General features: G+C 57.1%; 22 protein-coding genes and 1 tRNA gene. 14 read left to right on the forward strand and 9 right to left on the reverse strand.

What is annotated here, in order from left to right; genetic code table 11:
* Positions 1-339: 339 nt before the first annotated feature.
* The 11 genes from RTU96_RS04415 (at position 340) to RTU96_RS04465 (ending at position 12,788) form a co-directional block, all read left to right on the forward strand.
* Entirely contained in the window at positions 340-1,380 is a 1,041-nt protein-coding gene (locus RTU96_RS04415; protein WP_312635177.1) for a DUF4340 domain-containing protein, read from the forward strand.
* Positions 1,381-1,466: 86 nt separating this feature from the next.
* Entirely contained in the window at positions 1,467-2,153 is a 687-nt protein-coding gene (locus RTU96_RS04420; RefSeq protein ID WP_293008331.1) for a response regulator transcription factor, read from the forward strand.
* Positions 2,150-3,370 (forward strand): HAMP domain-containing sensor histidine kinase, encoded by a 1,221-nt coding sequence (locus tag RTU96_RS04425; protein WP_312635178.1) that lies wholly within the window; start codon positions 2,150-2,152, stop codon positions 3,368-3,370. Before RTU96_RS04420 ends, RTU96_RS04425 begins: the two co-directional genes overlap by 4 nt.
* A 139-nt stretch (positions 3,371-3,509) precedes the next feature.
* A complete protein-coding gene (gene spoVAC / locus RTU96_RS04430; protein WP_312635179.1) occupies positions 3,510-3,947 on the forward strand; it encodes a stage V sporulation protein AC in 438 nt (145 codons plus the stop codon).
* Positions 3,948-4,300: 353 nt separating this feature from the next.
* Positions 4,301-6,286, forward strand: coding sequence for a type IIA DNA topoisomerase subunit B (locus tag RTU96_RS04435; RefSeq protein ID WP_293008325.1), 1,986 nt, complete (start codon positions 4,301-4,303; stop codon positions 6,284-6,286).
* 82 nt (positions 6,287-6,368) lie between these two features.
* Positions 6,369-8,612, forward strand: coding sequence for a DNA gyrase subunit A (locus tag RTU96_RS04440; protein WP_312635180.1), 2,244 nt, complete (start codon positions 6,369-6,371; stop codon positions 8,610-8,612).
* 76 nt (positions 8,613-8,688) lie between these two features.
* On the forward strand, positions 8,689-9,531 hold the full coding sequence (locus tag RTU96_RS04445) for a YitT family protein (RefSeq protein ID WP_294855350.1): 843 nt from the start codon (positions 8,689-8,691) through the stop codon (positions 9,529-9,531).
* 1 nt (position 9,532) lies between these two features.
* Positions 9,533-10,126 carry a lactate utilization protein gene (locus RTU96_RS04450; RefSeq protein WP_312635182.1) on the forward strand — a complete coding sequence of 198 codons (594 nt, stop codon included), beginning with the start codon at positions 9,533-9,535 and terminating at the stop codon, positions 10,124-10,126.
* Between the two features lie 83 nt (positions 10,127-10,209).
* A complete protein-coding gene (locus RTU96_RS04455) occupies positions 10,210-10,893 on the forward strand; it encodes a hypothetical protein (protein ID WP_312635183.1) in 684 nt (227 codons plus the stop codon).
* Between the two features lie 48 nt (positions 10,894-10,941).
* Positions 10,942-11,017: transfer RNA gene (locus tag RTU96_RS04460), tRNA-Gly, on the forward strand.
* Positions 11,018-11,435: 418 nt separating this feature from the next.
* On the forward strand, positions 11,436-12,788 hold the full coding sequence (locus RTU96_RS04465) for a cation:proton antiporter (RefSeq protein WP_312635185.1): 1,353 nt from the start codon (positions 11,436-11,438) through the stop codon (positions 12,786-12,788).
* 122 nt (positions 12,789-12,910) lie between these two features.
* Here the strand turns inward: RTU96_RS04465 and RTU96_RS04470 are convergent, their stop codons facing one another.
* The 3 genes from RTU96_RS04470 to RTU96_RS04480 form a co-directional block, all read right to left on the reverse strand.
* Positions 12,911-14,806: a heavy metal translocating P-type ATPase gene (locus RTU96_RS04470; protein ID WP_312635187.1), complete on the reverse strand. Its 1,896-nt coding sequence runs from the start codon at positions 14,804-14,806 to the stop codon at positions 12,911-12,913.
* 94 nt (positions 14,807-14,900) lie between these two features.
* A complete protein-coding gene (locus tag RTU96_RS04475; RefSeq protein ID WP_312635188.1) occupies positions 14,901-15,119 on the reverse strand; it encodes a cation transporter in 219 nt (72 codons plus the stop codon).
* A gap of 64 nt (positions 15,120-15,183) precedes the next feature.
* Positions 15,184-15,546, reverse strand: a complete 363-nt coding sequence (locus tag RTU96_RS04480; RefSeq protein ID WP_293008944.1) for a helix-turn-helix transcriptional regulator — start codon at positions 15,544-15,546, stop codon at positions 15,184-15,186.
* 159 nt (positions 15,547-15,705) lie between these two features.
* On the opposite strand from RTU96_RS04480, the gene RTU96_RS04485 reads away from it, so the two are divergent.
* Together RTU96_RS04485 and hemW are read left to right on the forward strand one after the other, a co-directional pair.
* On the forward strand, positions 15,706-16,110 hold the full coding sequence (locus RTU96_RS04485; RefSeq protein ID WP_312635189.1) for a PaaI family thioesterase: 405 nt from the start codon (positions 15,706-15,708) through the stop codon (positions 16,108-16,110).
* A gap of 129 nt (positions 16,111-16,239) precedes the next feature.
* Positions 16,240-17,451 (forward strand): radical SAM family heme chaperone HemW, encoded by a 1,212-nt coding sequence (gene hemW, locus RTU96_RS04490; RefSeq protein WP_312635190.1) that lies wholly within the window; start codon positions 16,240-16,242, stop codon positions 17,449-17,451.
* A 142-nt stretch (positions 17,452-17,593) separates the two neighbouring features.
* Here hemW and spoIIP read toward each other — a convergent pair whose 3' ends face one another.
* From spoIIP to RTU96_RS04515, 5 genes are all read right to left on the reverse strand, one after another.
* Positions 17,594-18,760 (reverse strand): stage II sporulation protein P, encoded by a 1,167-nt coding sequence (gene spoIIP, locus RTU96_RS04495; protein ID WP_312635191.1) that lies wholly within the window; start codon positions 18,758-18,760, stop codon positions 17,594-17,596.
* 195 nt (positions 18,761-18,955) lie between these two features.
* The gene (locus RTU96_RS04500) at positions 18,956-19,582 is read right to left on the reverse strand and encodes a TatD family nuclease-associated radical SAM protein (protein ID WP_294855358.1); all 627 of its coding nucleotides are present in this window, start codon (positions 19,580-19,582) and stop codon (positions 18,956-18,958) included.
* Between the two features lie 5 nt (positions 19,583-19,587).
* Complete coding sequence (locus RTU96_RS04505) at positions 19,588-20,355, reverse strand: TatD family hydrolase (RefSeq protein WP_312635192.1); 768 nt, start codon at positions 20,353-20,355, stop codon at positions 19,588-19,590.
* 71 nt (positions 20,356-20,426) lie between these two features.
* A complete protein-coding gene (gene metG, locus RTU96_RS04510; RefSeq protein ID WP_312635193.1) occupies positions 20,427-22,388 on the reverse strand; it encodes a methionine--tRNA ligase in 1,962 nt (653 codons plus the stop codon).
* Positions 22,389-22,487: 99 nt separating this feature from the next.
* Positions 22,488-23,852: an MATE family efflux transporter gene (locus RTU96_RS04515; protein WP_312635194.1), complete on the reverse strand. Its 1,365-nt coding sequence runs from the start codon at positions 23,850-23,852 to the stop codon at positions 22,488-22,490.
* Positions 23,853-24,014: 162 nt separating this feature from the next.
* Here RTU96_RS04515 and RTU96_RS04520 point away from each other — a divergent pair, with 162 nt between their 5' ends.
* Positions 24,015-24,767, forward strand: a complete 753-nt coding sequence (locus RTU96_RS04520; protein ID WP_312635195.1) for an exodeoxyribonuclease III — start codon at positions 24,015-24,017, stop codon at positions 24,765-24,767.
* 72 nt (positions 24,768-24,839) lie between these two features.
* Here the strand turns inward: RTU96_RS04520 and gpr are convergent, their stop codons facing one another.
* Entirely contained in the window at positions 24,840-25,736 is an 897-nt protein-coding gene (gpr, locus tag RTU96_RS04525) for a GPR endopeptidase (RefSeq protein WP_312635197.1), read from the reverse strand.
* Between the last annotated feature and the right edge of the window lie 172 nt (positions 25,737-25,908).

Below are 25,908 nucleotides of genomic sequence, written 5' to 3' on the forward strand. Positions count from 1 at the left end.
GCCCTAGATTATACAGGAGAGGGCAAATAACTGCAAGTGAAAAGTCTGACAATGTGGTTAAAATCCGTTAAAAACCTGACGGAACTTGTGCACCTTTTTCGGCGTTCGCTTAACCGCGCCTTTTTAGCATTTTTTTCGGGGCACGGAAGAGAATTTTTACCGGCTGTACTGTCAAAAATTCAGCTTTTCTTAAGAAATTTTTACTATCCTGTTTCTGATCAAAAGGCAGTCAGCTCGGAGCAGATTGACCTGACGGCTGCAAAGCTTTATAATAAATGCATTTATATGCTTTGTCCGCCGTTTTGGCGGCGCAAGCTCCGAAAAGAAAGGGGTTCCCCCATGAACAAAAGACACAGGCGGACGCTTCTGCTTCTGCTCCTTGCCGCGGCGGTGGTGACGGCGGCGGTGCTGGCGATACAATCCGCGAAAAACCGCCGCAGCCAGGAAGGGGCCGGGTCTTCAGGCTCTTCCTCCGGCATAATGAGCGACGGCGCGGCCTATAAGGCAATTTCTTACCACAACGGCAGCGCCACGCTATCCTTCGCGCTGAATAAAGACGGGGAGTGGTACTGGACCGACGATCCAGACTTTCCGCTGAATCAGGATTATCTCAGCCAAATGATGAACACCCTCTCCACCCTGAAGCCCCAGCAGACCATCACCGACGGGAGCGCGCCGGAAGACTATGGCCTTTCGGAGCCCACCCGGACACTGAGCGCCACCGCAGCCAACGGGCAGCTTACCACGCTGGCTTTGGGCAACGCCACCTCTGACGGAAACAGCTACTATATGCTGATGAATGAGTCGGAAACTCCCATTTTTATTATCTCCGATGAACTGGTCAAGGAGATGTCCGTGGGGATTTACGACATGCTTCTTCTCCCCGAGCTTCCGGCCCTGACGGAGGACAATCTGGGGTCCGTCACTCTGGCGGGGGGCGTGACGACCGAGCTATCCGCTTTCCGCGCGCAGGCTCAGCCCGATGAAGGCGGAGACGAGTCCTCTCCTGAAAGCGGAGGCAGCGTCACGTGGCTGTGCGACGGTGTCGACGTAACCGCCGACGAGCAGGTGCAAAACGTGCTGGAACAGCTTTCAACGCTGCGTCTGGACGCCTGCGTGGACTACCGTCCCTCCGACGGAGCGGCCGCCCTGTGCGGCTTTGACGAACCCGCCGCCACCGTCACGGTGAACTACACCGGCAACGGCAATACCGCGCAAGCTCTGACATTGCTCATAGGCAATCCGGTGCTGGGCGGCGACGGGCGGTACGTCCGGGTGAACGACGACTCCACCATTTACCGTATCGGAGAAGATAAGCTGAACGCGCTGCTGGCGGTGGCAGGGAGCGGGCTGAACGCAGCCTCTTCTTCCGGGGACTGAGCGCCGCTTTTAACAAATCCGGCATTTGAGGGAAGGGAACGGTTTCCCGTCCATCTTTTGAATTTCTGTGAAGGGGGCGCTTTTCCATGCGCGTGTTAATTGTAGAGGATGAGGTGCGCCTTGCCGCGACGCTGCGGGACCTGCTGGAGCTGAACGGCTACACCGCCGACGTAAGCCACGACGGGGAGAGCGGGCTTGACAACGCCCTTACCTCTATTTACGACGTGATTTTGCTGGATGTGATGCTGCCAAAGCTCAATGGCTTTGAAGTGCTTCGCCGCCTGCGGGCAGAGGGGAGCGCCACGCCCGTGTTGATGCTCACTGCCCGCTCGGAGCTGGATGACCGGGTGCGGGGACTGGACGGCGGCGCGGACTATTACCTCACAAAGCCCTTTGAGCCAAAGGAACTGCTGGCCGCCATCCGGGCGCTGACCCGCCGGACCCCCGAGCTGCGGGACACCGCCACCCTGACCTGCGGCGATTTAAAGCTGGAGCAGTCCACCTTCACCCTCTCCTGCGCGGAGCGGTCCGTGCGGCTGAGCCGGAAGGAATTTGACATGCTGGAAATGCTGATGCTGAATCAGGGATTGGTGCTGACCAAGGAAAAGCTGCTGTTGAAGGTCTGGGGCTACGAGTCTGACGCGGAGGACAACAATGTGGAGGTCTATATCTCTTTTCTCCGCCGAAAGCTTCAGCACCTGCGATCCACCGCAAAAATCATCACCTTGCGCATGGCGGGATACAGTCTGGTTCCGGAGGAGGAGACGCCATGATCCGAAGACTCAGGCTTCAGGTGGTGGCGGTTTGTATGCTGCTGGTGACGGCGGTTTTGGGCGGCGCGTTCTTTTTCATGTATGCCTCCTCCAGAGACAACATCCGCGACAGCACGCAGGAGCTTTTACGCCGGGTTGTCGTCCGCGATCCCCGCGTGGACCGGGGACAGACCGGAATCATGATTGGCGGGGATCAGGTGCAGCTCCCCTATTTCACCGTAGAGGTCTGGGGAAATACCGTTTACGTCACCGGCGGAACCTATTCCGACCTTGAAAACACGGACACCCTGCGGGAGATTCTGCAAAGCTGCATGGAACAGGAGCGGGAGACGGGAAATATCCCGGCCTACAACCTCCGTTACCTGCGGGTAAACAGCGGATTTTTTCAGCGCATCGCCTTTGTGGACGTCTCCATGGAAACCGCGTCCCTGCAATCCATGATCCGCTCCACGCTGCAAATCGGGGCGGCGGCCCTGTTGGTACTGCTGGGAATTTCCGTGCTGCTGGCCCGGCTGGTCACCCGCCCGGTAGGGCGGGCATGGAATCAGCAGCGTCAGTTTTTGTCCGACGCGTCCCACGAGCTGAAAACGCCCCTGACGGTGATCCTCTCCAACGCGGAGCTTCTGGACGGCGTTCCTCTGGATGAGCGCCCCGCCCGCTGGGCGGACAACATTCTTTCCGAGGCGCGGCAGATGCGCTCTCTCGTGGAGGAGATGCTGACGCTGGCCCGGGCCGACAGTCTGGTTCGCACCGGCGTATTTTCCGAGGTTTCCCTCTCTGACGCGGCCACGGACTGCGCCCTTCTTTTCGAGCCGGTAGCTTTTGACGCTGGAAAATCGCTGGGCTGCGAGGGCATTGACCCGGACGTGCTTGTCACCGGCGATGCGGACCGGCTGAAGCAGGCCATTTCCGTGTTGCTGGACAATGCCATCAAATACGGCGCGGAGGGGACAAGCATCTCTCTTGCGCTTCGGAAAACGGACCGGCAGGCAAGGCTTCAGGTGGCAAATCAGGGGCCGCCCATCCCGCCGGAGCAGCTTCGCCGCCTGTTTGAGCGGTTTTACCGGGCGGATGCCTCCCGAGGAGAACAATCTGGCTTCGGTCTTGGACTTTCCATCGCTCAAAGCATTGCCGCGGAGCACAAGGGAACCTTACGGGCCGAGTCGGACGAAGCTTCCACGCGATTTATTCTCACGCTGCCCCTTCTGCGGAAATAACAGCTTTCTTTGCGCGGCTGCGCGCCCGAAGTCCGGGTGTGCAGCCGTATTTTTTATCTGGAAGCTTTCTTGCTTTTAAAAGCGCGCATAATTTTTCCTTTCAGGGAAACCCTATCGAAAACAACATCGGAGGCGGATTATGGATATCACTCCCAAGGAATATGCGCAGCTTGTCAAACAAGAATCGAAAAAATCTCCTATTGTGAAGAACACCGTTCTGGCCTTTATCATCGGCGGACTGATTTGCGTGGTGGGCCAGCTTATTCTAAACGGCTGGTCGTCCGCCGGTCTCGATAAGGAGGACGCGGGCACCGCAACCTCCTGCACGCTAGTGTTTCTCTCCGCCCTGTTTACGGGGCTGAACCTTTATAACAAGCTGGCAAAATACGGCGGGGCGGGCACGCTGGTCCCCATCACCGGCTTTGCAAACGCCGTGGTTTCCCCTGCCATCGACTTTCGCAGCGAGGGGTTTGTCACCGGCATGGCGGCAAAAATGTTTCTGGTGGCAGGGCCGGTCATTGTGTTCGGCACGCTGGCCTCCGCCATTTACGGCGTGATACTGATGCTTTTGAAGTAAGCCGCGAAAGCCCCTGCACTCCAAGAAAATATGGAAAAGGAAAGAGCCGGCGCAGCGGAGTGCGGCGGCTCTTTTTCCCTGTTTGGATGGTGGGAATTTGACGCGTATTTTCCGGCGGCTTTTGACGTTTACATAACAGTGTGGAAAACCCGGTGGAAAATGTGTAAAACCCAGAAACGCAGGTCAATTTCCGGGGTGACAAACGGATTATGAAAAATTTGGCTCCGGAACATTTCCGCCATAATACGCAATTTAGGATGGATAGTTTCCGCATTTACCCCAGTCTTGAATTTTTTAACAGCGTATGGTACGATAATTCAGAATCAGAGGACAAAACGGAAAGGAAACAGGCAATGGCGTCAAAAAAGGACTATGGCAACGAAAGCATCTCCTCTTTGAAGGGCGCGGACCGGGTGCGCAAGCGCCCCGGCGTGATCTTCGGCTCCGATGGGCTGGAGGGCTGCGAACACGCGGTATTTGAGATTTTATCCAACGCCATCGACGAGGCCCGGGAGGGGCACGGCAGTCTCATCACCGTCACGTCGTACAAGGACGGCTCCATTGAGGTGGAGGACCAGGGCCGTGGCTGCCCGGTGGACTGGAACGAGAAGGAGAGCCGCTGGAACTGGGAGCTGGTATTCTGCGAGCTGTACGCCGGCGGAAAATACGACAACAACACCGGCGACAACTATGAATACTCCTTGGGGCTGAACGGTCTTGGCTCTTGTGCCACTCAATACGCCTCCAAATATATGGATGTGACCGTCCGGCGGGACGGGAAGAAATACACCCTGCACTTCGAGCAGGGTGAGAATGTCGGCGGCCTGCATGAGGAGCCTGCCGACCGGGGCAAGAAAACCGGCACCACTATTCGGTGGCTGCCGGATTTGGACGTGTTTACGGACACCGCCATCCCCGCGGAATACTTCACCGACGTGATGAAGCGTCAGGCTGTGGTAAACGCGGGCGTTTCCTTCCGCTTCCGCCGCGAGACGGAGACGGGAAAGTTTGAGACGGAGGATTTCGTCTATCAAAACGGCATTGTGGACTATGTGACGGAGCTGGCCGGGGAAGGAAGCCTTACCGCCCCCGTATTCTGGGAGACGGAGCGCCGGGGCCGGGACCGGGCGGACAAGCCTGAATACAAGGTGAAGCTCAGCGCGGCCTGCTGCTTTTCAAACAAGGTGACCGTCACCGAGCACTATCACAACTCCAGTTGGCTGGAGCATGGCGGCAGCCCGGAAAAGGCGGCCAAGTCCGCCTTTGTCTCCGCGCTGGACCAGTATTTGAAACAAAACAGCAAGTACCAGAAAAACGAGAGCAAAATTACCTGGGCGGACATTGAAGACTGCCTGGTGCTGGTGTCAAACAACTTTTCCACCGCCACCAGCTATGAAAACCAGACGAAAAAGGCCATCACCAACAAGTTTGTGCAGGAGGCCATGACGGAGTTTCTGCGGAGCAATCTGGAGATTTACTTCATCGAAAACCCCTTTGACGCGGAGAAAATCGCCGAGCAGGTGCTCATCAACAAGCGTAGCCGGGAGAGCGCGGAAAAGGCCCGGCTGAACATCAAAAAGAAGCTCTCCGGCAGCATTGATATCGCCAACCGGGTGGAAAAATTCGTGGACTGCCGCTCAAGGGACGTGGCCCGCCGGGAAATTTACATCGTGGAGGGTGACTCCGCTCTGGGCAGCGTAAAAATGGGCCGGGACGCGGAGTATCAGGGCATCATGCCCGTCCGGGGCAAGATTTTAAACTGCCTGAAGGCAGACTACGCCCGGATTTTCAAAAGTGAAATCATTACCGACCTGATGAAGGTGCTGGGCTGCGGGATTGAGGTCAAGGATAAGCACGTAAAGGATTTGGCGGAGTTTGACTTGGGGAACCTCCGGTGGAACAAGGTGGTCATCTGCACCGACGGCGACGTGGACGGCTTCCAGATCCGCACGCTGATTCTTACCATGCTCTACCGTCTCACCCCCACCCTGATTCGCGAAGGGTATGTCTATATCGCGGAAACCCCCCTGTTTGAAATCCACAGCGGGGAAAAGACCTGGTTCGCCTATTCCGACAGGGAGAAAAATGACATTGTTCGGGATTTGGCCGGGAAGAAAATGAAGGTGGACCGGTCCAAGGGTCTGGGTGAGAATGAGCCGGAGATGATGTGGCTTACCACCATGAACCCGGAAACCCGGCGGCTCATCCGGGTGCAGCCTTCCGACCTTGACGAGACCGCCCGGGTCTTCGATCTCCTGCTGGGGGACAACCTTCAGGGCCGGAAGGACCACATTGCGGAAAATGGCTTTAAATATTTGGAAGTGGCGGACATTTCCTGATGGGCTTGCCAATTTTTGCGCCCACGCCCCACCATACCACAAGAAAGCAGGCGGCGGCCGCCGCAAATGAGGATTGATACGAATGCCAAAGAAGAAAAAACCGGAAGATGAAATCTCCCGGGAAGTAAACCCCAACGTCCTTGGCCTGCATGCCGCGGTGGAGGACCAACCCATCGTGGACACGCTGGAAGTCAATTACATGCCCTACGCTATGAGCGTCATCGTCTCCCGCGCCATCCCGGAGATTGACGGGTTCAAGCCCTCCCACCGGAAGCTCCTATACACCATGTACAAAATGGGGCTTTTGACCGGCGGGCGGACCAAGTCCGCCAACATCGTGGGCCAGACCATGCGCCTCAACCCCCACGGGGACGGGCCTATCTATGAGACAATGGTGCGTCTCAGCGCGGGCTACAGTGCGCTGCTGACCCCTTTTGTGGACTCCAAGGGCAACTTCGGCAAGGTCTATTCCCGGGACATGGCCTATGCCGCCAGCCGATACACCGAAGCAAAGCTGTCGGCCATCTGCTCTGAAATTTTCCGGGACATTGACAGCGACGCAGTGGACTTTATCGACAACTACGACAACACGATGAAGGAACCTGCGCTCCTGCCCACCAACTTTCCCAACATTCTGGTTTCCGCCAACAGCGGCATTGCCGTTGGCATGGCGTCCCAGTTCTGCGGATTCAATTTAAAAGAGGTGTGCGACACCACCGCCGCCTATCTCAAAAATCCGGACTGCACCCTGACGGACACCCTTCTGGCCCCGGATTTTCCCACAGGCGGCGAGCTGATCTGCGAACCGGCTACGTTGGAGGAAATTTACCGCACCGGACGGGGCGGCGTGAAGGTCCGGGCCAAGTGGCGCTATGTCAAGGACCAGAATCTGATTGAAATTTACGAAATTCCATACTCCACCAGCATTGAGGCAATTCTCGACAAGGTGGCAGAGCTGATTAAGGCCGGAAAAATTAAGGAAATTGCCGACATGCGGGACGAGACGGACCGCACCGGCCTGAAGCTTACCATCGACCTCAAGCGGGGCACGGACCCGGACCGACTGATGGCCCGGCTTTTTAAAATGACCTCCTTGCAGGATACATGCAGCTGCAACTTCAACGTGCTGATCGCCGGGATGCCAAAGGTTTTGGGCGTGCGGGCGCTGCTGGAGGAGTGGTGCGCCTGGCGGCGGGAGTCCGTCCGCCGGAGAGTGTTCTTTGTTCTGGGCAAGAAAAAGGAGAAGCTGCACCTACTCAAGGGCCTGCGCCGGATTCTGCTGGACATTGACAAGGCCATCAAAATCATCCGGGAGACGTCGGAAGAGTCCGAGGTTATCCCCAACCTGATGATCGGCTTCGGCATTGACCAGATTCAGGCGGAATATGTGGCGGAAATTCGTCTGCGGAACATCAACAAGGAGTATATTCTAAAGCGGGTGCAGGAAACCGATGCCTTGCAGGACGAAATTACGGACTTGGAGGACCTGCTGGAAAGCCCCCGGCGCATCAAGAAAGTAATTATCGACGAGCTGGAGGATGTGGCAAAGAAGTACGGCCAACCCCGCCGCACCGCGATTATTTACGGTCATGAGGTGGAGGACTTCCACGAGGAGGAGCAGGTGGAGGATTACCCGGTAAGCGTGTTCCTCTCCCGGGAGGGATACTTTAAAAAGATCATCCCTGCCTCTTTGCGTATGAACAGCGAACAGAAATTCAAGGACGGGGACGCACTGCGCCAGTCATTTGAAACCTCCAACGCATCGGAGATTATGTTCTTCACTGACAAATGCCAAGTCTACAAGTGCCGCATCTGCGACTTTGAAGACGCCAAGGCCAGCGTTCTGGGGGATTACCTTCCCTCGAAGCTTGGGATGGACGGGGAGGAAAGCCCGGTCTTTGCCTGTCTGCCCGGAGACTATGCGGGCGCACTGCTGTTCTTTTTTGAAAACGGCAAGGCGGCACGGGTAAATCTTTCGGCGTATCAGACCACCTCCAACCGGCGAAAGCTGACGGGAGCCTATTCCGACAAGTCGCCCCTGTCCTCCATTCTGCGGCTGGACCGGGAGGAGGAACTGGCGGTTTATTCCAGCGAACCACGGGTTTTGATCTTCAACACCGCGCTGCTCTCTCCCAAAACCACCCGCTCCACACAGGGCGTGGCGGTGATGACCATGAAGTCCAAGTACCATTTGGATCGGGCCGTTTTACTGGAAGAGAGTCCCGTCGTGAATCACAGCCGCTACCGCGTGCGGGCGGTGCCCGCCGCCGGATCGCTGCTTCGGGAGGAGGACTGCGAGGAAAAGCAGTTGGGACTGCTGGACTGATGCTCAATGCGCCGGGCCTTTAAGGCCCGGCAGAAGGCGCGGATGAGGGGAGACGGTTTATATTGTCAAGAAAACATTGAAAAGCTATGGGATTATGGCGCTGGGCTGTGTGATTTTTGCTCTGTCCTTCGATTGGTTTTTCGTGCCCAATCAAATTGGCGTGGGGGGCCTGACGGGGCTTGCACAGGTCATCAACGTCCTGCTGCCATGGGCCTCTGTGGGCATTGTAACGGCGATACTGAATATTCCGCTGTTTTTCCTTGGATGGAAGCTCATCGGGCGGCATCTTTTGGTTTCCTCCCTGTTTTCGATGGTGGTCAGCTCTCTTGCCATCGACGGGATCAATTTGCTGTACAAATTCCAGCCCATGGACACCATGCTGGCCTGCCTTATGGGCGGGGCCCTGATGGGCGTGGGGATGGGGATGGTGTTCACCCAGGGCGCCACCACCGGCGGCACAGACGTAATTGCCCGGCTTTTGGGACTGAAGTTCCCATGGCTCCCCATGGGCAGGCTGGTGCTGATTCCCGACTTCGTGGTGCTGGCGCTGGTGGCAGCGGTGTTTGGCAGCATCAACGCCGCGCTGTACGGTCTGGTGGCGCTGTTCGTCTCCACCGTGGTCATCGACAAGATTCTCTACGGTCTGGACGAGTCCAAGGTGGCCTATATCATTTCTGATAGCTGGCGCAAAACTGCCGACGCCATTCTTGCGCGGGATCGGGGCGTGACGCTGCTCACCGCTTCGGGCGCTTTTACCGGAAATGAAAAGCAGGTTTTGCTGGTGGCCTTTAAGCAGCGGGAAATTGTAGAGATGAAGCGCATTGTCCACGAGGCGGATCCCTGCGCATTTATGATTGTCTGCAACGCCTACGACGTGCTGGGCGAGGGTTTCGGGGAATACAAGAAGGAGGATCTATAATATGGCGGATCTGAAGAAAGCGGCAAAAAATCTGGAGGAACGGGGCTTTTCCGTGCGTCTGTTTGAGACGGGGGCCGAGGCGGCGGACTATCTCGACGGGGCCATCGACGGGAAAACGGTGGGCTTTGGCGGCTCCATCACCCTGCGGGACATGGGCGTGTACGAACGGCTGGCGTCTCACAACAGCGTGCACTGGCACTGGAAGGAAACCCCCGTCTCCACGGGGGAGGCGGCAACGGCGCAGGTATACCTCTCCTCTGTCAACGGTCTGGACGAGGACGGAAACCTCATTAACATCGACGGCAACGGAAACCGGGTGGCCTCCATGCTTTACGGCCACGAAAAGCTCTATCTGGTGGCGGGCCGCAATAAGCTGGCGGCTACTTACGACGAAGCCCTGTGGCGGGCCCGGAATATCGCCGCGCCGAAAAACGCCCAGCGTCTGGAGCGGAAAACCCCCTGCGCCGTCAAGGGCGACAAATGCTACGACTGCAAAAGCCCTGAGCGCATCTGCCGGGGCCTTGCGGTGCTGTGGCGGCCTATGAACGGCATGGAAACGGAAGTCATTCTCATCGACGAGGATCTGGGCTATTAAGTCGGCCCGGAAACCGCCTTTGCAAGCTTACGAAAAATGCCGGTATCCGGCATAAAACCAAACGGGAAGGGAGGTGCGGACGGATGAAAAAAAGGCTGTGCTTTTTGCTGGCGCTGTGCTTTTTGCTCACCGGCTGCGCCTCTCTTCTGGATCGTGAATACAGCACGGCGGAGCCCCATTCCAACAAGTTTTGGGAGAGTGAGGCCACCGGCACCTTGCGGGCAGAAAACTATCAGGACATCGTCAACGACCTGATGCTTCTCATCGGAAGGCACACGGATCAGGCTGTCATCCGGTTTTACAGCTATGACGATGGCGTAAGCGTTGCCGACGCGCTGGAAAAGGCCGCCGCCGAGGTACAGCAGGAGACGGCCCTTGGCAGCTACGCGCTGGAGTATATCACTTCTTCCTCCACCGCCCAGCGGGGGTATTACGAGCTGTCCGTTCAGCTTGGCTACCGCCGCACGGCGGAGCAGATTGCCTCCATCGTCAACGCCACCAGCGCGGCCGCACTGCAAAGTCTTTTGGCGGCGGCCCTGGACGATGAAAAAACGGAGCTGACGGTCCGCGTGGGCTATTGGCGGGCAGAAGACCGCGACGCGGTCAATCAGACTGTGGAAACGCTCCGCGTGGAGCGGGAGCTGACCCAAACGCCCGAGTGGGGCATTTCCTATTACCCTGTGGAGGGGCCCGTGGAAATGATCGAATTTAATCTGGCTTCGGAGGATGTCTCCGCGCAATCTGATGGAATTTCGCAAATTCCGTAAAAAAGAGTTGACAGACTGCGTGTTCTTTGCTAGAATAATTCTTGCTTCGCGGGCATAGCTCATCTGGTAGAGCGCCACCTTGCCAAGGTGGAGGTAGCGAGTTCGAGCCTCGTTGCCCGCTCCAGCAAAAGCACTCTCCGCCCAATCGGGTGGGGAGTGCTTCTGTATTTTCAGAAAAAATTCGGAGAGACTTTATTGGGACGGCAAAAGGAGATCAAGCTTCCCCGTTTTACCGTCCGCGGCAGCTTTGCCGCGTCAATTTTGAAACATTTCCTGCAAAACAACTGTTAAGAAAATGATAAAACGCTAAACATTTCAACGAATATGTAAAATATATCCAATTTTTCTTTCATTTTTATGCAATAATTGTGCCTTTTGACGTTTCCATCCTCTGGACTTTTTTACCGGTTTGTGTTAGTCTCGATGACACGGCCCTTTTTTAGATAACATGACAAAGACCGGTCGATGCCGCCTTTCTCATGTGTGCGAACCGCCGAAAACGGCTTTCATTTAGAATTCTTGGGGAGAGGGATTGTAATACGATGGAATCTTATCGGTATGTGCTGGACGTAGCGCTGATTATTTTGGTGACAAAGCTTTTCGGCATGCTGTCCAAGCGGGTGGATATGCCCGAGGTGGTGGGTTCTTTAATCGCGGGCTTGCTTTTGGGACCCAGTCTTTTGAATTTAGTGCGGCCCAGCGACTTTCTTTCCATGCTTTCGGAGCTGGGCGTCATCCTTCTAATGTTTAGCGCAGGACTGCAAACGGACATTGACGAGCTGAAAAAATCCGGAAAAGCGGCTTTTTTTATTGCCCTGATCGGCGTGCTGGTGCCGCTTGGCGGCGGCTATGCGCTGGCGGCGGCTTTTAATCCCACGGGTGCCCCGCTGGAGCATATGTTTGTAGGCACCGTGTTCACCGCCACCTCTGTGTCCATCACCGTGGAGACACTGAAGGAAATGGGCAAGCTTTCCACCCGCTCCGGCAACGCGATTTTAGGCGCGGCGCTGATTGACGACATTTTGGGCCTGATTCTGCTGACGCTGATTACCGGCGCCTCCACCGGCAGCGTGAGCCTGTGGATCGTGCTGATTAAAATTGCGGCGTTTTTCGCGGTGTCGCTGGTTTTGGGCTTCTTCCTGCACAAGGCCATTCAAAAGTGGATGGCCTCCGCCCGCTGGAATCGCAAGCGGTTTGCCGTGATTTCCGTGGCCTTCTGCTTTCTGTACGCCTATGTCGCCGAAGAAGTTTTCGGCGTAGCGGACATCATCGGCGCGTTCTGCGCGGGACTGATTATCGCCAAAACCGTTCGGGCCATCTATGTGCAGTCCCAGTGCGAAACGCTGTCCTATATGTTCCTCTCTCCCATTTTCTTCGCAAGCGTGGGACTGAAGGTGGTGCTCTCCACCATGGACGCAAATGTGGTTCTGCTGTCGGTGATCGCCATTCTGATCGCCATTGTTACCAAGGTGGTGGGCTGCGGTCTGGGTGCAAAAATGTTCCACTATACCAACGCGGAGAGTCTTCGCATCGGCGTGGGTATGATTTCCCGTGGCGAGGTGGCGCTGATTGTGGCAAATAAGGGAATTGCCAGCGGCATTATGCCCGACGTATTTCTGGCCCCTATGGTGCTGATGGTGGTGGTTTCCACTATCGTGACTCCCATTATGCTCCGGGCCGTGTATCCCAAGAATGCGAAAACGGATTACAGCGATCTGGTACACAGTGATCTGGTGGAGAATTTTCAGGAGGTCCGCCAATTTGATCAGGCCGCCGAGACCATGCTGAAAATACACGACAAGCTTCGGCGCGGCAGTCCTGCCCCTGCCAAACAGGCCCCGCCCGCGCCTTCCTCCGAGGGAAACTCCGACGAAAACGGCGCGGGTACGCCCTAAGCGAATCCTTCCCGGATTCAACTTTTAAAAAAGCGCCGGTCCCGAATTATCCGGGACCGGCGTTTTACGTCTTAGAAAACTGGAAGTCTTGCCTTGTTACTTTTAAGGGCACGGCCACAGGCTTATGCCGTCGTGTCGGGGGAAGGCTCCACCCGCATGGCCCGCATGGCGTTGAGAACCGCAAGAACGGAAACGCCCACGTCGGCAAACACCGCCGCCCACATACCAGCCATACCCAAAGCGCCCAGCACCAGCACCAGCGCCTTTACGCCCAGCGCAAACGCAATGTTCTGGCGAACAATCCGCAAAGTTTTGCGGGAAATGCGCATGGCTGTGGCCAGCTTTCCGGGGCGGTCGTCCATCAGAACGATATCCGCCGCCTCAATGGCCGCGTCAGACCCCATGGCCCCCATAGCCACGCCGATATCCGCCCGGGTGAGAACCGGCGCGTCGTTGATGCCGTCTCCCACAAACGCCAGCTTCCCGTTTCCGGCTGCAAGCAGCCGTTCCGTCAGCTCCACCTTGTCGGCAGGCAGCAGCTCCGCGTGGAATTCGTCCACTCCCAGCTCCGCCGCCACCGCAGCCGCCACAGCCTGCGCGTCTCCTGTGAGCATCACGGTCTTTTCAACGCCGCTAGCCTTCAGGTCGGCAATTGCTGCCTTCGCGTCGGGCTTCACCTGATCGGAAATCACGATATGTCCCGCGTAAAACCCGTCGGCAGTCACATGAACGATGGTCCCGGGCAGCTCGCAGGGGAGCCAGCTTGCGCTTTCCCGCTCCATCATCCGGGCGTTTCCTACGCAGATTCTGTGTCCGTCAATGCTGGCGCAGACCCCGTGTCCGGAAATTTCCTCCACGTCCTTCGCACGGGAGGGGTCCATCTGTGCGGCACAGGCCGCCCGCAGGGAACCGGCAATGGGGTGGTCGGAGAACTGCTCCGCCAACGCGGCCCACTCCAAGATCTGCTCTTTTGTATACCCCTCTTCGGGATGGACAGCGGAAACGGAAAACACGCCCTTTGTCAGTGTGCCCGTCTTATCGAACACCACGGTTTTTGTCTCTGCCAGAGCCTCCAGATAGTTTCCGCCCTTCACCAGAATGCCGCTGCGGGACGCGCCGCCGATTCCGCCGAAAAAGCTCAGCGGAACGGAAATCACCAGTGCGCAGGGGCAGGAGATGACCAGAAACACCAGCGCCCGATTGAGCCAGTCGTTCCATACTGTTCCCACCAGAAATGCGGGGGGCGCGGGCAGCACCGCCAGCGCCAGCGTGGGCAGCAGAAACAGCAGCGCCGCCGCAAGCACCACACCCGGAGTATAATACCGGGCAAAGCGGGTGATAAAACTTTCGCTGCGGGACTTCCGCTCCCCGGCATTTTCCACCATTTCAAGAATCTTCGAGACGGTGGATTCCTCCGACAGCTTTGTCACCTTTACCCGGAGCACACCCCGCAGGTTTACACAGCCGCTGAGAATGGCGTCTCCCGGCCCCACGTCCCGGGGGACCGCCTCACCGGTGAGGGCGGCGGTATCCAAAACGGAGTTTCCCTCCGTCACCACGCCGTCCAGCGGCACCCGCTCGCCGGGCTTAATGACCACGGTTTCGCCCACGGCAACGTCCTGTGGGTCTTCTTCGGTAATCACGCCCTCCCGCTCCACGTTGGCGGTGTCGGGCCGGATGTCCATAAGAGAGGCGATGGATTTTCGGGACTTGCCCACCGCATAGTCCTGAAACAGCTCACCCACCTGATAAAACAGCATGACAAACACCGCTTCGGCATACTCCCCGGTGCCAAACGCGCCCACGGTGGCAACAGACATCAGGAAATTTTCGTCAAACACCTGCCCGTTTGCAATGTTGCGCACGGCACGCCACAAAACGTCCCACCCGATGATGCCATAGGGCACCAGATAGCATAGCGCCAGCGCCAGCCCCGTCAAGGGCAAAAAATGAACCGCGATCAGCAGCACCGCCGCAGTCAGAATGCGAAACAGCATTTTTTTCTGTTTTTTACTCATACAAATATCCTCTCCTCCGGCCCGCCGTATTTTGTGGCGGCGGAATTTGTTTCGCGGCGTGCGGCCCCTAAGCGCGTCCGCCGCTTTCCCGGACTCAGCGGTTAATCACGCAGTCCGGCTCCACCTTATGGCAGATGCGGACCACTTCATCCAGAATTGCGTCAAACCGCGCATCCTCCGCGTCCAGAGTGAGCTTTTGAGCCATAAAGCTGACGGTGGCGCCGTTTACGCCGTCAATCTTTTTAATGGCGTCCTCCATTTTTGCGGCGCAGGCGGCGCAGTCCAGATCGGTCAATTCAAAACGCTTTTTCATACAAACATCCTCCTGAAGATTATTTATTTGTTCGTCGTCCCCTCGGGCGGCGCGGAATACGAGTTTATTCAGAAACGTGCTCCATGCCCTGATCGATGATGGTGCGCACATGGCTATCTGCCAGCGCGTAAAACACCGTTTTTCCCTCCCGGCGGGACTTGATCAGCCGCGTGTTCTTCAGTGCCCGAAGCTGGTGAGAGATGGCGGACTGGGTCATTCCCAGCAGCGCCGCAATGTCGCACACACACATCTCCGACGCGCTGAGCACATACAGAATGCGGATGCGGGTAGAATCCCCGAAAATACGGAACAGCTCCGTCAAATCGTAAAGCGCGTCCTCGTCGGGCATTTCGCTGCGAACCTTCTTCACCACGTCCTCGTGAACGCAGAGCAGGTCGCAGGCGTCGACGTTATAGCGGTCTTCCATGGCGTGCTCTCCTTTCGTTTGAACAATTGAACGATTGTTCATATGTTCATTATATGCAGGTTTTGCGGTTTGTCAACCACTTTTACGAAAGTGTGGAAAATTTCCTTTAACTGTGGTAGACTAGTCCTATTATTTTAGAAAAAGACGAGGAGAACATCCATGTCCACACTGGAAGAGATTAAAAACAACCGCATTATGCAGAACCATTTTATGACCTATAACTTTATTGAGCTGAGTATGCTGGAGCAGGACCGGGCGGAGTGTCGCCTGACCCTGCGCGAGGAAAGCACCAATCCCTACGGGATGCTGCACGGCGGCGCGCTGTACACGATGGCGGACTGTGCCACCGGCTCCGCCGCCCATTCCGACGGACGGACCTACGTCACCCAGAACAGCTCCATGAACTTTCTTGCAAACATCAAGGAGGGAACGGCGGTGGCTTCGGCCAGCGTGGTTCACCGGGGAAGAAAAACCTGCCTTGTCAATGTGAATATTACCAGCGAGGCCACCGGCAAGCTTTTGGCTACCGGTTCCTTTACCTTTTTCTGCACTGCCAAGGACTAATCGGGAAAATAAACACAGTGCCCGCGGGCAAGGGGCCTGCGGGCACGTTTTCCGGCGCTTTCTTCGTCGGAACTTTTATATCACATCATCACTGCCGGCGGGCACCGTGCGCCGCCAAAGGAGGCCGCCTTGAAAGAGGAACGAAAAAGTCTGGGGCTGTATGTCCATATCCCTTTTTGCGCCAAAAAATGCGATTACTGTGATTTTTACTCTCTTCCCGGCGAAGAGGGCCGCATGGATGCATACACGCAGGCACTGGAGGCACAGCTTTTGGAGCTGGCTCCTCGAGCCGGTCTTCACACGGTGGACAGTGTGTATTTTGGGGGCGGCACACCCACCCTTCTTGGCACGAAGCGGCTTGTCCGTCTTTTGAAGGACATTCAGAAAAAATATTACGTGGCAAAGGACGCGGAGATCACGCTGGAGGCCAATCCCGAGTCCGCCGGGGATTTTCGGGAGCTGAAGGCTCTGCGCAGCGCGGGCTTCAACCGGCTGAGCCTTGGGATGCAGTCCGCGGACGATGAAGAGCTGCGCGCCATCGGACGCATCCACACCGCCGGTCAGGTAAAAACGGCGGTGGAGGCCGCCCGCAAAGCCAAGTTTTCAAACCTCTCTCTGGATTTGATTTACGGGCTGCCGGGGCAAAGCATGGACGTATGGAAGAAAAACCTGACCGCCGCCGTGGATTTGGCGCCCCAGCACCTGTCTTGCTACGGGCTGAAAGTAGAAGAGGGAACGCCGCTTTTTACCCGGCGGGAAACCGCGGGCCTTCCCGGCGACGAGACCCAGGCGGAGATGTACCTCTGGACGGTGGACTATCTCCGGCGGCACGGGTTTTTTCAGTACGAAATTTCCAACTTTGCGCGGACAGGCTTTGAATCCCGGCACAACCTGAAATATTGGACCTTGGGGGAGTATGCGGGCTTTGGCCCCGGCGCCCACTCGGACTTTGGCAGCGTGCGGTATGCCTATGAGCGGGATTTGGAGGGGTATATTTCCGGGATGAAAACCGGCGGGCCTTTGCTTTCGGAAAACGAACGCATTCCTCCGCTGGACCGAGACACAGAATGGGTGATGATGGGTCTGCGCACTGTCCGGGGGTTAGACCCCAAGGTGTTTGAAAACCTCTTTCGCCGCCGGTTTGACTGCTTCCTTCCCTTTTTGGAGGAGTGCCGCAAGGCGGGCTATGCGTTGGAGGAGGACGGGCGGTGGCGCCTGACACCAGAGGGCTTTCTCGTTTCCAACCAAATCATCGGCGGAATGCTGGACGCGCTGGGCGCGGACAAAAAACGCCGGGAGGACGCCCGGGCGAGGGGAGACTTCCGGGTGGATTTGGGATAAGGCTTTCGGGTGTCCCACGGAGCCGCTCCACAATGCGGTTGCCCTTTCTTTCCCCCGAAGTGGAAAACTTCTGCAAACATGTTACAGCCGACCCCGGTTAGTTTGACCGGGGCCGGCTGTTCTATCCTGTTTTTGGTCTTGATTACTTGCTTCTTGCCAGCAAATACTCCCCCATTTCCCGGGCAAACAGTTCTCCCGCCAGAGCGGCTTCCTCGGGAGAGTTTCCGGCCGCCCCCATTTCCAGCAAAAGAGAGCCGGTGGTGGCGTGCTGATTGTAGCGGGAGTTTCGCAGAAGAATGGGGCGCATCAGCGTGGGATAGCGCTGGGAGATGTTTTGCTGCAAGGCCGTGGCCAGCTTCAGATTTTCCATCCACTTGGGGTGGACCAGACCGCTGCCGTCGCTGCCCACCACCATACTGATCTGCGCGATGTTTCCCACTCCCTCCACGGGGGAAATTACCTTGTATTCGTTGCCCTCCGTGTCCTCGATGGCGTCCCGGTGAATGTCCAGAATGAAGTGAATGGACGGGTACTGCGCAAGGTAGCTCTCGATGGCCTTCAGCGAACGGTCGTAAGAGCCGGAGTAGGAGGGGTAATCATATAGCGTCCGGTCGTGAAGCACGGAGATGCCAAGCTCACCAAAGGTCTGGGCCATCACGTCTCCCACTCCCACCACATTGTACCGGGTTTCAAGACACCGGCGATTCCCGCAATAGTCCACGTTCTCGCCGGGGGCGGGCGTATATGCCTCGCTGCCGTGGGTGTGAATAATCAAAATCTGAGGCTCCTCGTCGGTAAGTCCCGCGTCAAAGGAAGCTGTCAGGTCCTGAATGGACAGCTTGTGGTCGGTGCTGTTTGAGATATAAACCTTGCCGCTGACAGTATAGCCCTCCGGCGTGGTAGGCACCAGCGTTTTGGCAGTGATTCCGTTTTCCGGAATTTCCTCCGTGGGAAGGGGAGCGGTATCCACGGGCGTCTCCTCCACAGGGATTTGCTCCACCGGATCTTGCGGCTTCTCCGGCGTTTCTGTAGACAAAAGCTTTGCAACGCTCTGCCTTGCGGAGAGCAGCAAGGGAGACTCCGACAACGTCAACACAGCGGCGGCGGACAGTCCGTCCTCCGGCCCAAAGTCCCCCAACTCCCATTGCAGGGCCGACAGCGGGGCAGAGGCCCCCTGCCGCAGGGCGGTTACCGCCGACATGACGGTTTCGCTCCCGGCGGTGACCGCCACACCCCACAGCGTACACCCCGCCAAAACCATCGCTCCCAGCCGCCGGGGGACGGTTCGCTTTTTTACGGCCGCTTTCATTTGCATCACCTCATGGGACAACCTTATGCACGAGGACATCAAAAAAGACTATGACCGGAAAGCAAGGTCGAGCGAAAAACCTAGACAATTTTATCCGCGAAGATATCAAAAAAGAAGCCCGGAGGTATTCTCCGGGCTTCCGCTGTGGCAGAAACTTTTCGCCATTCCCGCGGGAAACGGCGCGAAATGTCCCGCTCAGTCCTCGATATACTCCCGCACCCGGTAGGTGGCTCCTACCTCGTCCTCACAGATGCGGCGGCAGTTTTCGATTTCCTCCTTGGGAATGGTGTCCACCACGGTCATCATCACCTTCGGCACGTACTTGCACAGCTCCTTGGCAAAGTCCTTCATGGCCTGATAGGCCCCTTTCTGCTGGGGGTGGCATAGTGCGTCGTACTTTTCCGCCGTGTCGGTGTTCAACGAGACGGACACCATGTCAAACCGCCCGGCAAAGTCCGGGGCGATGTCCCGGCCATGAATCAGGCTGCCGGTGCCGTTGGTATCCATCCGGGTGAAGATGTTCGTTCCGTGCTCCTTCATCCGGTCGATGACCCAGCAGATGTCCTCAATGCGGTAGCTGGGCTCACCAAACCCGCAGAACACCAACTGGCCGTATTTGCTCAAATCCCACTTCTCAATGTCCGCCAGAATTTCTTCCCGGGTAGGCTCTCGCGTAAGCCACAGGTTGTGGGTATAGATGCTGCCGCCGCTGCCGTTGTGGCGCAGGCAGAATTCGCAGTTGAAATTACAGCGGTTGGTCGTATTTACATATAGGTTCCCGCCGTATTCATAGGTAATGGTAAAGCCTTTCTTTTCTTCCATGGCGCTTAAACCTCGATTCCAAACAGTCGTTTCCCATTTTCCGCGGCGATGCGCACAAGCGCATCCGGGTCCATATTCTTCCACAACGCCAGCGTCTCCGCGATGTAGCGGAGATTTCGGCTGTCGTTCCGCTTTCCCCGGTTGGGAACCGGGGTGAGATAAGGTGAATCTGTCTCCAGCAGCATTCGCTCCGGCGGAGTGATCTCCGCCACTTCACGCCCCCGGCGGTTATTTTTATAAGTGACCGGCCCGTCAAAGCCCAGATACCAGCCCTGCTTCAAAAGCACCTCCGCCAGCTCCGCGCTGCCCGAATAGCAGTGAAACACCCCCCGGACAGTGGGAAATTCTGACACAACGACAAGACAGTCTCCGTGGGCCTCCCGGTCGTGGACAATCACCGGCAAATGAAGCTCCACCGCCATGGCAAGCTGGGCGCGGAAAATCTCCTTCTGAAATTCCCTTGGGGGATTATCCTCCCAATGGTAATCCAGTCCGATTTCCCCGATAGCAACGGCCTTGGGGCAGGCCGCCAGCGCCCGGATGGCAGCAAGCTCGCTCTCGCCGCAGCCCGCGCAGTCTCCTGGATGAATACCCACGGCGGCGTATACATGAGGGAATTTTTCCGCCAGCGCCACGGCGCGGCGGGAGGAAGCAACATCGCAGCCGGGGTCCACCACCAGCTCTATCCCGGCTTCCGGCAAAGAGGAGAGCAGCGCGTCCCGGTCCTCGTCAAAGGCCGCGTCGTCATAATGGGCATGAGTGTCAAAATACATGGGCAGTCCTCTTTTCGGATGGCTTTAAAATAGGGCGGGGCGGTTTTCCGCCCCGCCCTCTTCGGTGTCGTTTAGCAGAGCTTTGCTCCGGCGGGAATCGCGTCGTCCACCATCAAAAGGTTCAGCTTTTCCTCGCCCTTTTCCGTGTGGACGGCGGAAATCAGCATTCCGTTGGACTCCTGACCCATCATCTTCCGGGGCGGCAGGTTTACAATGGCCACCAGCGTCTTGCCCACCAGAGCCTCCGGCTCATAAAACTTATGGATACCGGAGAGAATCTGCCGGTCCGTGCCGGTGCCGTCATCCAGAATAAATTTCAGCAGCTTGTCGGACTTTTTCACAGCCTCGCAGGATTTCACCTTCACCACCCGAAAATCGGACTTGCAGAAGGTGTCAAAGTCCACCTTTTCCGTAAGCTGGGGTTCCAGCTCCAGCGCAGGCTGGGATGCCTTGCGGGCGGCTTCCTGCACCGCGTCCAGCTCCTGAAGCTCTTTTTCCACATCAATGCGGGGGAAGATGTTCTCTCCCTTGTGAACCCGCGTATCTGCGGGAAGCACACCCCATTTCCCGGCGCTGTCCCAGTTCGTCTCCTCGCCGGAGGCGCCGATCTGGCTGAAAATTTCGGTGCAGCTATCGGGGGTGAAGGGCAAAAGCAGCACGGCGCAGACGCGCAGCGTCTCCAGCAGGTTATACATCACCCGGGCAAGGCGGGGCTTTTTCGCCTCGTCCTTCGCCAGAATCCATGGGGCCGTCTCGTCGATATACTTATTGGCCCGGGAGACAACCTTGAAAATCTCCTCCAGACCGTTTTGCATCTGGAATTTCTCCATCTGGACTTCGTACCGGTCGCGCAGAGCGGTGGCTAGCGCGATCAGCTCCTCATCCAGTCCGTCGGCTTCCTGCTCCGCAGGGAGCTGTCCGCCGAAATACTTTTCCACCATGGCGGTGGTACGGGAGAGGAGGTTACCCAGGTCGTTGGCAAGGTCGGTGTTGATGCACTGAATCAACAGCTCGTTGGAGAAGTTGCCGTCCTGCCCGAAGGGGAAGGAGCGCAGCAGGAAAAAGCGCAACGCGTCTGTTCCGTACCGCTCGGCCAGCAGATAGGGGTCCACCACGTTGCCCTTGGACTTGCTCATTTTTCCGCCGTCCAGCAGCAGCCAGCCGTGGCCGTAAACCTGCTTGGGCAGGGGCTCGCCAAGGCTCATCAGCATGGCAGGCCAGATGATGGAGTGGAACCGGACAATTTCCTTGCCCACGATGTTCACGCCGGGCCACCACTTTTCATAGTCGTCATACCGGTCGTTGCCATAGCCCAAAGCGGTGATATAGTTGCTCAGCGCGTCCACCCAGACATACACCACATGTCCCGGGTCAAAGTCCACGGGAATTCCCCAAGTGAAGGACGTGCGGGAGACGCACAAATCTTCAAGACCCGGCTCAATGAAGTTTTTCACCATCTCATTCACCCGGGAGCGGGGCTGAAGGAAGTCGGTGTCCTCCAGCAGGGTGCGGATGCGGTCTGCATACTTGCTCAGGCGGAAGAAATAGGCCTCCTCCTCCGCGTCCGTCACGGGGCGGCCGCAGTCGGGACAGCAGCCGTCCTTAAGCTGGCTCTCCGTCCAGAAGGACTCGCAGGGGGTGCAGTATTTTCCCTTATAGGCCCCCTTGTAAATATCCCCGTTTTCGTACATCTTGCGGAAAATATACTGGGTGGACTTCACATGGTAGTCGTCCGTGGTGCGGATGAAGCGGTCGTTGGAAATGTTCATCAGCTTCCACAAATCCTTCACGCCCCGGGGACCCTCCACGATGCGGTCCACAAATTCCTTGGGGGAAACGCCGGTCTCCTTGGCCTTCGTCTCGATTTTCTGGCCGTGCTCGTCCGTGCCGGTAAGGAACATCACGTCGAAGCCGTGAAGCCGCTTATAGCGGGCGATGGCGTCGGTTGCGACGGTGCAGTAGGTGTGCCCGATGTGCAGCTTGTCCGAGGGGTAGTAGATCGGCGTTGTAATATAAAATTTCTCTTTTTCCATGGGATTTCTCCTCCTTTTCCGTCCCCCGAATGAAAGGGGGCGGGCATTGAACTCTGTAAATGTACAGTATATTCCAAATTACGAAAAATAACAACCCGTTCAGGGATTTTCCTCCGCAAGGCTTCCTCTGCGCTTCCATCTGCCTGATAAATAATAAAGCACACAGAAAATAAAGCCCCCCACCCAGCCGATGCCGAAGCCCTGAAACATCCGCTCCGGCCCGAAGTGGTTTGCCAGATAATAGACCGCCGGAACCCGCAGCACAATCATAGAGAGGATGGTTGCCAGCATGGGGACCACGCTGTCTCCCGCGCCCCGCATGGCTCCGTTGAGAATATACATCACGCCAAAGGTCACGTAAGGGGGCATGATGGCAAACATGTAGTGTCTTCCTGCCTCCGCCACCTCCGCCTCGGGAGAGAACAGGCGAAACAGCGCGTCGGACGCGGGCAAAAGCGCCGCCGTCATCACAAGACACCAGAGCACCGTATAGATCACCGCGATACGCACCCCCGTGCGGACCCGCTCCGGCTTCTTAGCCCCGGTATTCTGGCCCACAAAAGCCGTGATGGAGTTGGTCAGCGCCTGCACGGGAAGAAAGGCCACGCCGTCCAGCTTGTTGCCCACGTTATAGGCGGCGGTATACGCCGTGCCAAACGTGTTGACCTTGCTCATCACGGCCATGATGCCAAGGGACACCAGAGACATCTGAAGCCCCGTGGGAATGCCCAGCGCCATCACCTGACGGAACAGGGTCTTGTCAAAGCGGAAGCAAAAGGGGTGGACGGCAATCTCCGGATAGTGCCGGTTGATATAAAAAATGCCCAGCAGCCACGAAACAAGCTGGGAGACGACCGTCCCCAAAGCCACGCCCGCAACGCCCATCCCGGCGTTCAGCACCAGAACAAAATCCAGAATAATGTTCAAAACCGCAGCCACGGACAAAAACAGCAGCGTTGCCCGGCTGTTGCCGATGCCGTTTAAAATGCCCGCGTTGGTGTTATAGCCGATGGTGCCCACCAGTCCCGCGCACACAATCATCATGTAAATCCACGCACCGTGATAAACCGCGTCGTCCACCCGCAGCAAAAAGAGCAATGGCTTCACCGCAAACAAAGCCAGCACCGTCACCGGAACCACGGAGACGATGAAGGTCGTGTAAATGGTGTCCACCGCGTCTCGCACCCGGTCGGGCCTGCCCGCCCCGTGATACTGGGCGATGACCACCGTTCCGCCATTGGAAATGCCCATAAACAGGGAGATAAACATAAACATCACGGGAAAGCCCACGCCCACGGCGGCCAGCGCCGCGTCGCCCACGTAATTGCCCACCACCCAGGAGTCCACCATGTTGTAAAGCTGCTGCAAAAAGCTTCCCAGCAGCAGGGGGAGGGCAAACAGAAAAATATGTCCTGCGGGGCTGCCGGAGGTCATGTCCCTCAGGCCCCGGTCCTCTCTGTCCATAAAAGCTCCCGTCCTTGTTTTATTTCAGTCGTATCAAATTGTTGCACTGGTTCTACTCTACTCCTTTTTTCCACTTCCGGCAACGGCCTGATGCAAAAAACCTTGTGTTTTTCCACGAGAGCGGATAAACTGTGGAAAACGAAACAGAAGGAGGAGTTCTTTATGAAGCTGATCTCGTGGAATGTCAACGGTCTGCGGGCGTGCCTTGGAAAGGGCTTTCTTGATTTTTGCGCTTCGGCGGACCCGGACGTCATATGCTTGCAGGAGACAAAAATGAAGCCGGAACAGGCGGATTTTGACCTGCCCGGATATGAAAAATTCTGGAACAGCGCGGACAAGCCCGGCTATTCCGGCACGGCGGTGTTTACCCGTATTCCGCCCGTGAGCGTGACCTATGGCTTCGGCGGCGACGAGCACCGCCACGAGGGCCGGGTCATCACCGCCGAATTTGAGCAGTTCTATCTGGTGTGCTGCTATACGCCCAACGCGCAGGACGGGTTGAAGCGCATTGACTACCGGATGCAGTGGGAGGACGACTTCCGGGCATATCTTCTGAAACTGGATCGGGTGAAGCCGGTGGTCCTGTGCGGCGATCTGAACGTGGCCCACCAGGAGATGGATTTGAAAAATCCCAAGTCCAACCGGAACAACCCCGGCTTTTCTGATCAGGAGCGGGAAAAGATGACCGCGCTTCTGGAATCCGGCTTTTCCGACACCTTCCGGACCCTTTATCCCGAGCGAATCGCCTACTCCTGGTGGAGCTATCGCTTCCACGCCCGGGAGAAAAACGCAGGCTGGCGCATTGACTATTTTATTGTTTCTCAGCGGCTTCAGGGAAGCGTGGAGGACGCAGTGATTTACGATCAGGTCTTCGGCAGCGACCATTGCCCCGTGGGGCTGAACCTGACGGTTTAACCCAGGTCTCTTGGTTTTCTCTCATTGCGCTTTTGGGTATCTCTTTTTACAGCTTTTTGCCTTTTCCCGTTTCTATCCCAAAAGGGCAGCCATGTCCTCAATTTCCAACTCCTGAAGCGCCCAGTTCACGCCGTAGCCCATCACTCGAGCCAGCTCCCGCACCTGCGCGTCGATGTCCCGGGGGGTGACGGTCATAGGCTGCTTACGGCTGCGCAAGCGCTTTTCGTCAAACTCCGTTATGCCGGACTCCTCCAAAAGGTCCGCCGCCAACGTGGCCGCGTCCACCACTGTGGGAACGCCCACGGCGAACACCGGCACGCCCAGAGAGTCCTTGTTCAGCGCGGCGCGGTGATTCCCTACGCCGGAGCCGGGAATGATGCCGCTGTCGCTGAGCTGGACAGCGGCGCAGACCCGCCCCGTCCGGCGGGAAGCCAGCGCATCAATGGCGATGACAAAATCCGGTTCCACTTCCTTCACAAGGCCCCGCACCGCCTCAGCAGACTCCACGCCGGTAGTACCCAGCACGCCCACGGAAAACGCGGACACGGGCCGAAAGCCCCCGAACTGCTTGGGCATGGCCGCCCGCAGATGCCGGGTGATGAGCACGCTTTCCAAGGTCAGCGGACCCACCGCGTCCGGCGTCATGGCACGGTTACCAAGGCCGATAACCAGCGCCGCTCCATCTCCGGGGAGCATGGCCTTCAGCTCCGCACCCAGCGCTCGGACCGCCCGCTGAAAATAGTCTTCCCTTCTTTGCCAATAGGCGGTGAAGTCCAGCGTGAGATAGGTCCCCACTGGTTTTCCAAGAGTTTTTGCGCCGCCTGCGTCCAAAATTTCCACACGCGTCACGGGATAACCCTCCCGGCGGGACTTGCCCGCCTTGACTCCCGAGAGCTTTGCGGTTTTTTCCGCGCCCTCCTGCCACAGTTCTTGGGCCTCCAGCGCCAGGTCCGTCCGTTTTGTATACATTGATTGCATGCCGCCTTCCACTAAATGTAGTGTCTTTTTTGTAGGTTTTCCGGAAGTGGACACACTATGCAAAAAATTAAGGTTTTTTTGGAAAAGGGCTTGCTTTTTGCGCGCAGAACTGCTAAAATATCATTCTGCACGGTGAGATTCTAATCTCTCCAGATTTTTAATT

This window comes from Oscillibacter sp. (assembly GCF_032018205.1).
Classification (GTDB): Bacteria; Bacillota; Clostridia; order Oscillospirales; family Oscillospiraceae; genus Oscillibacter.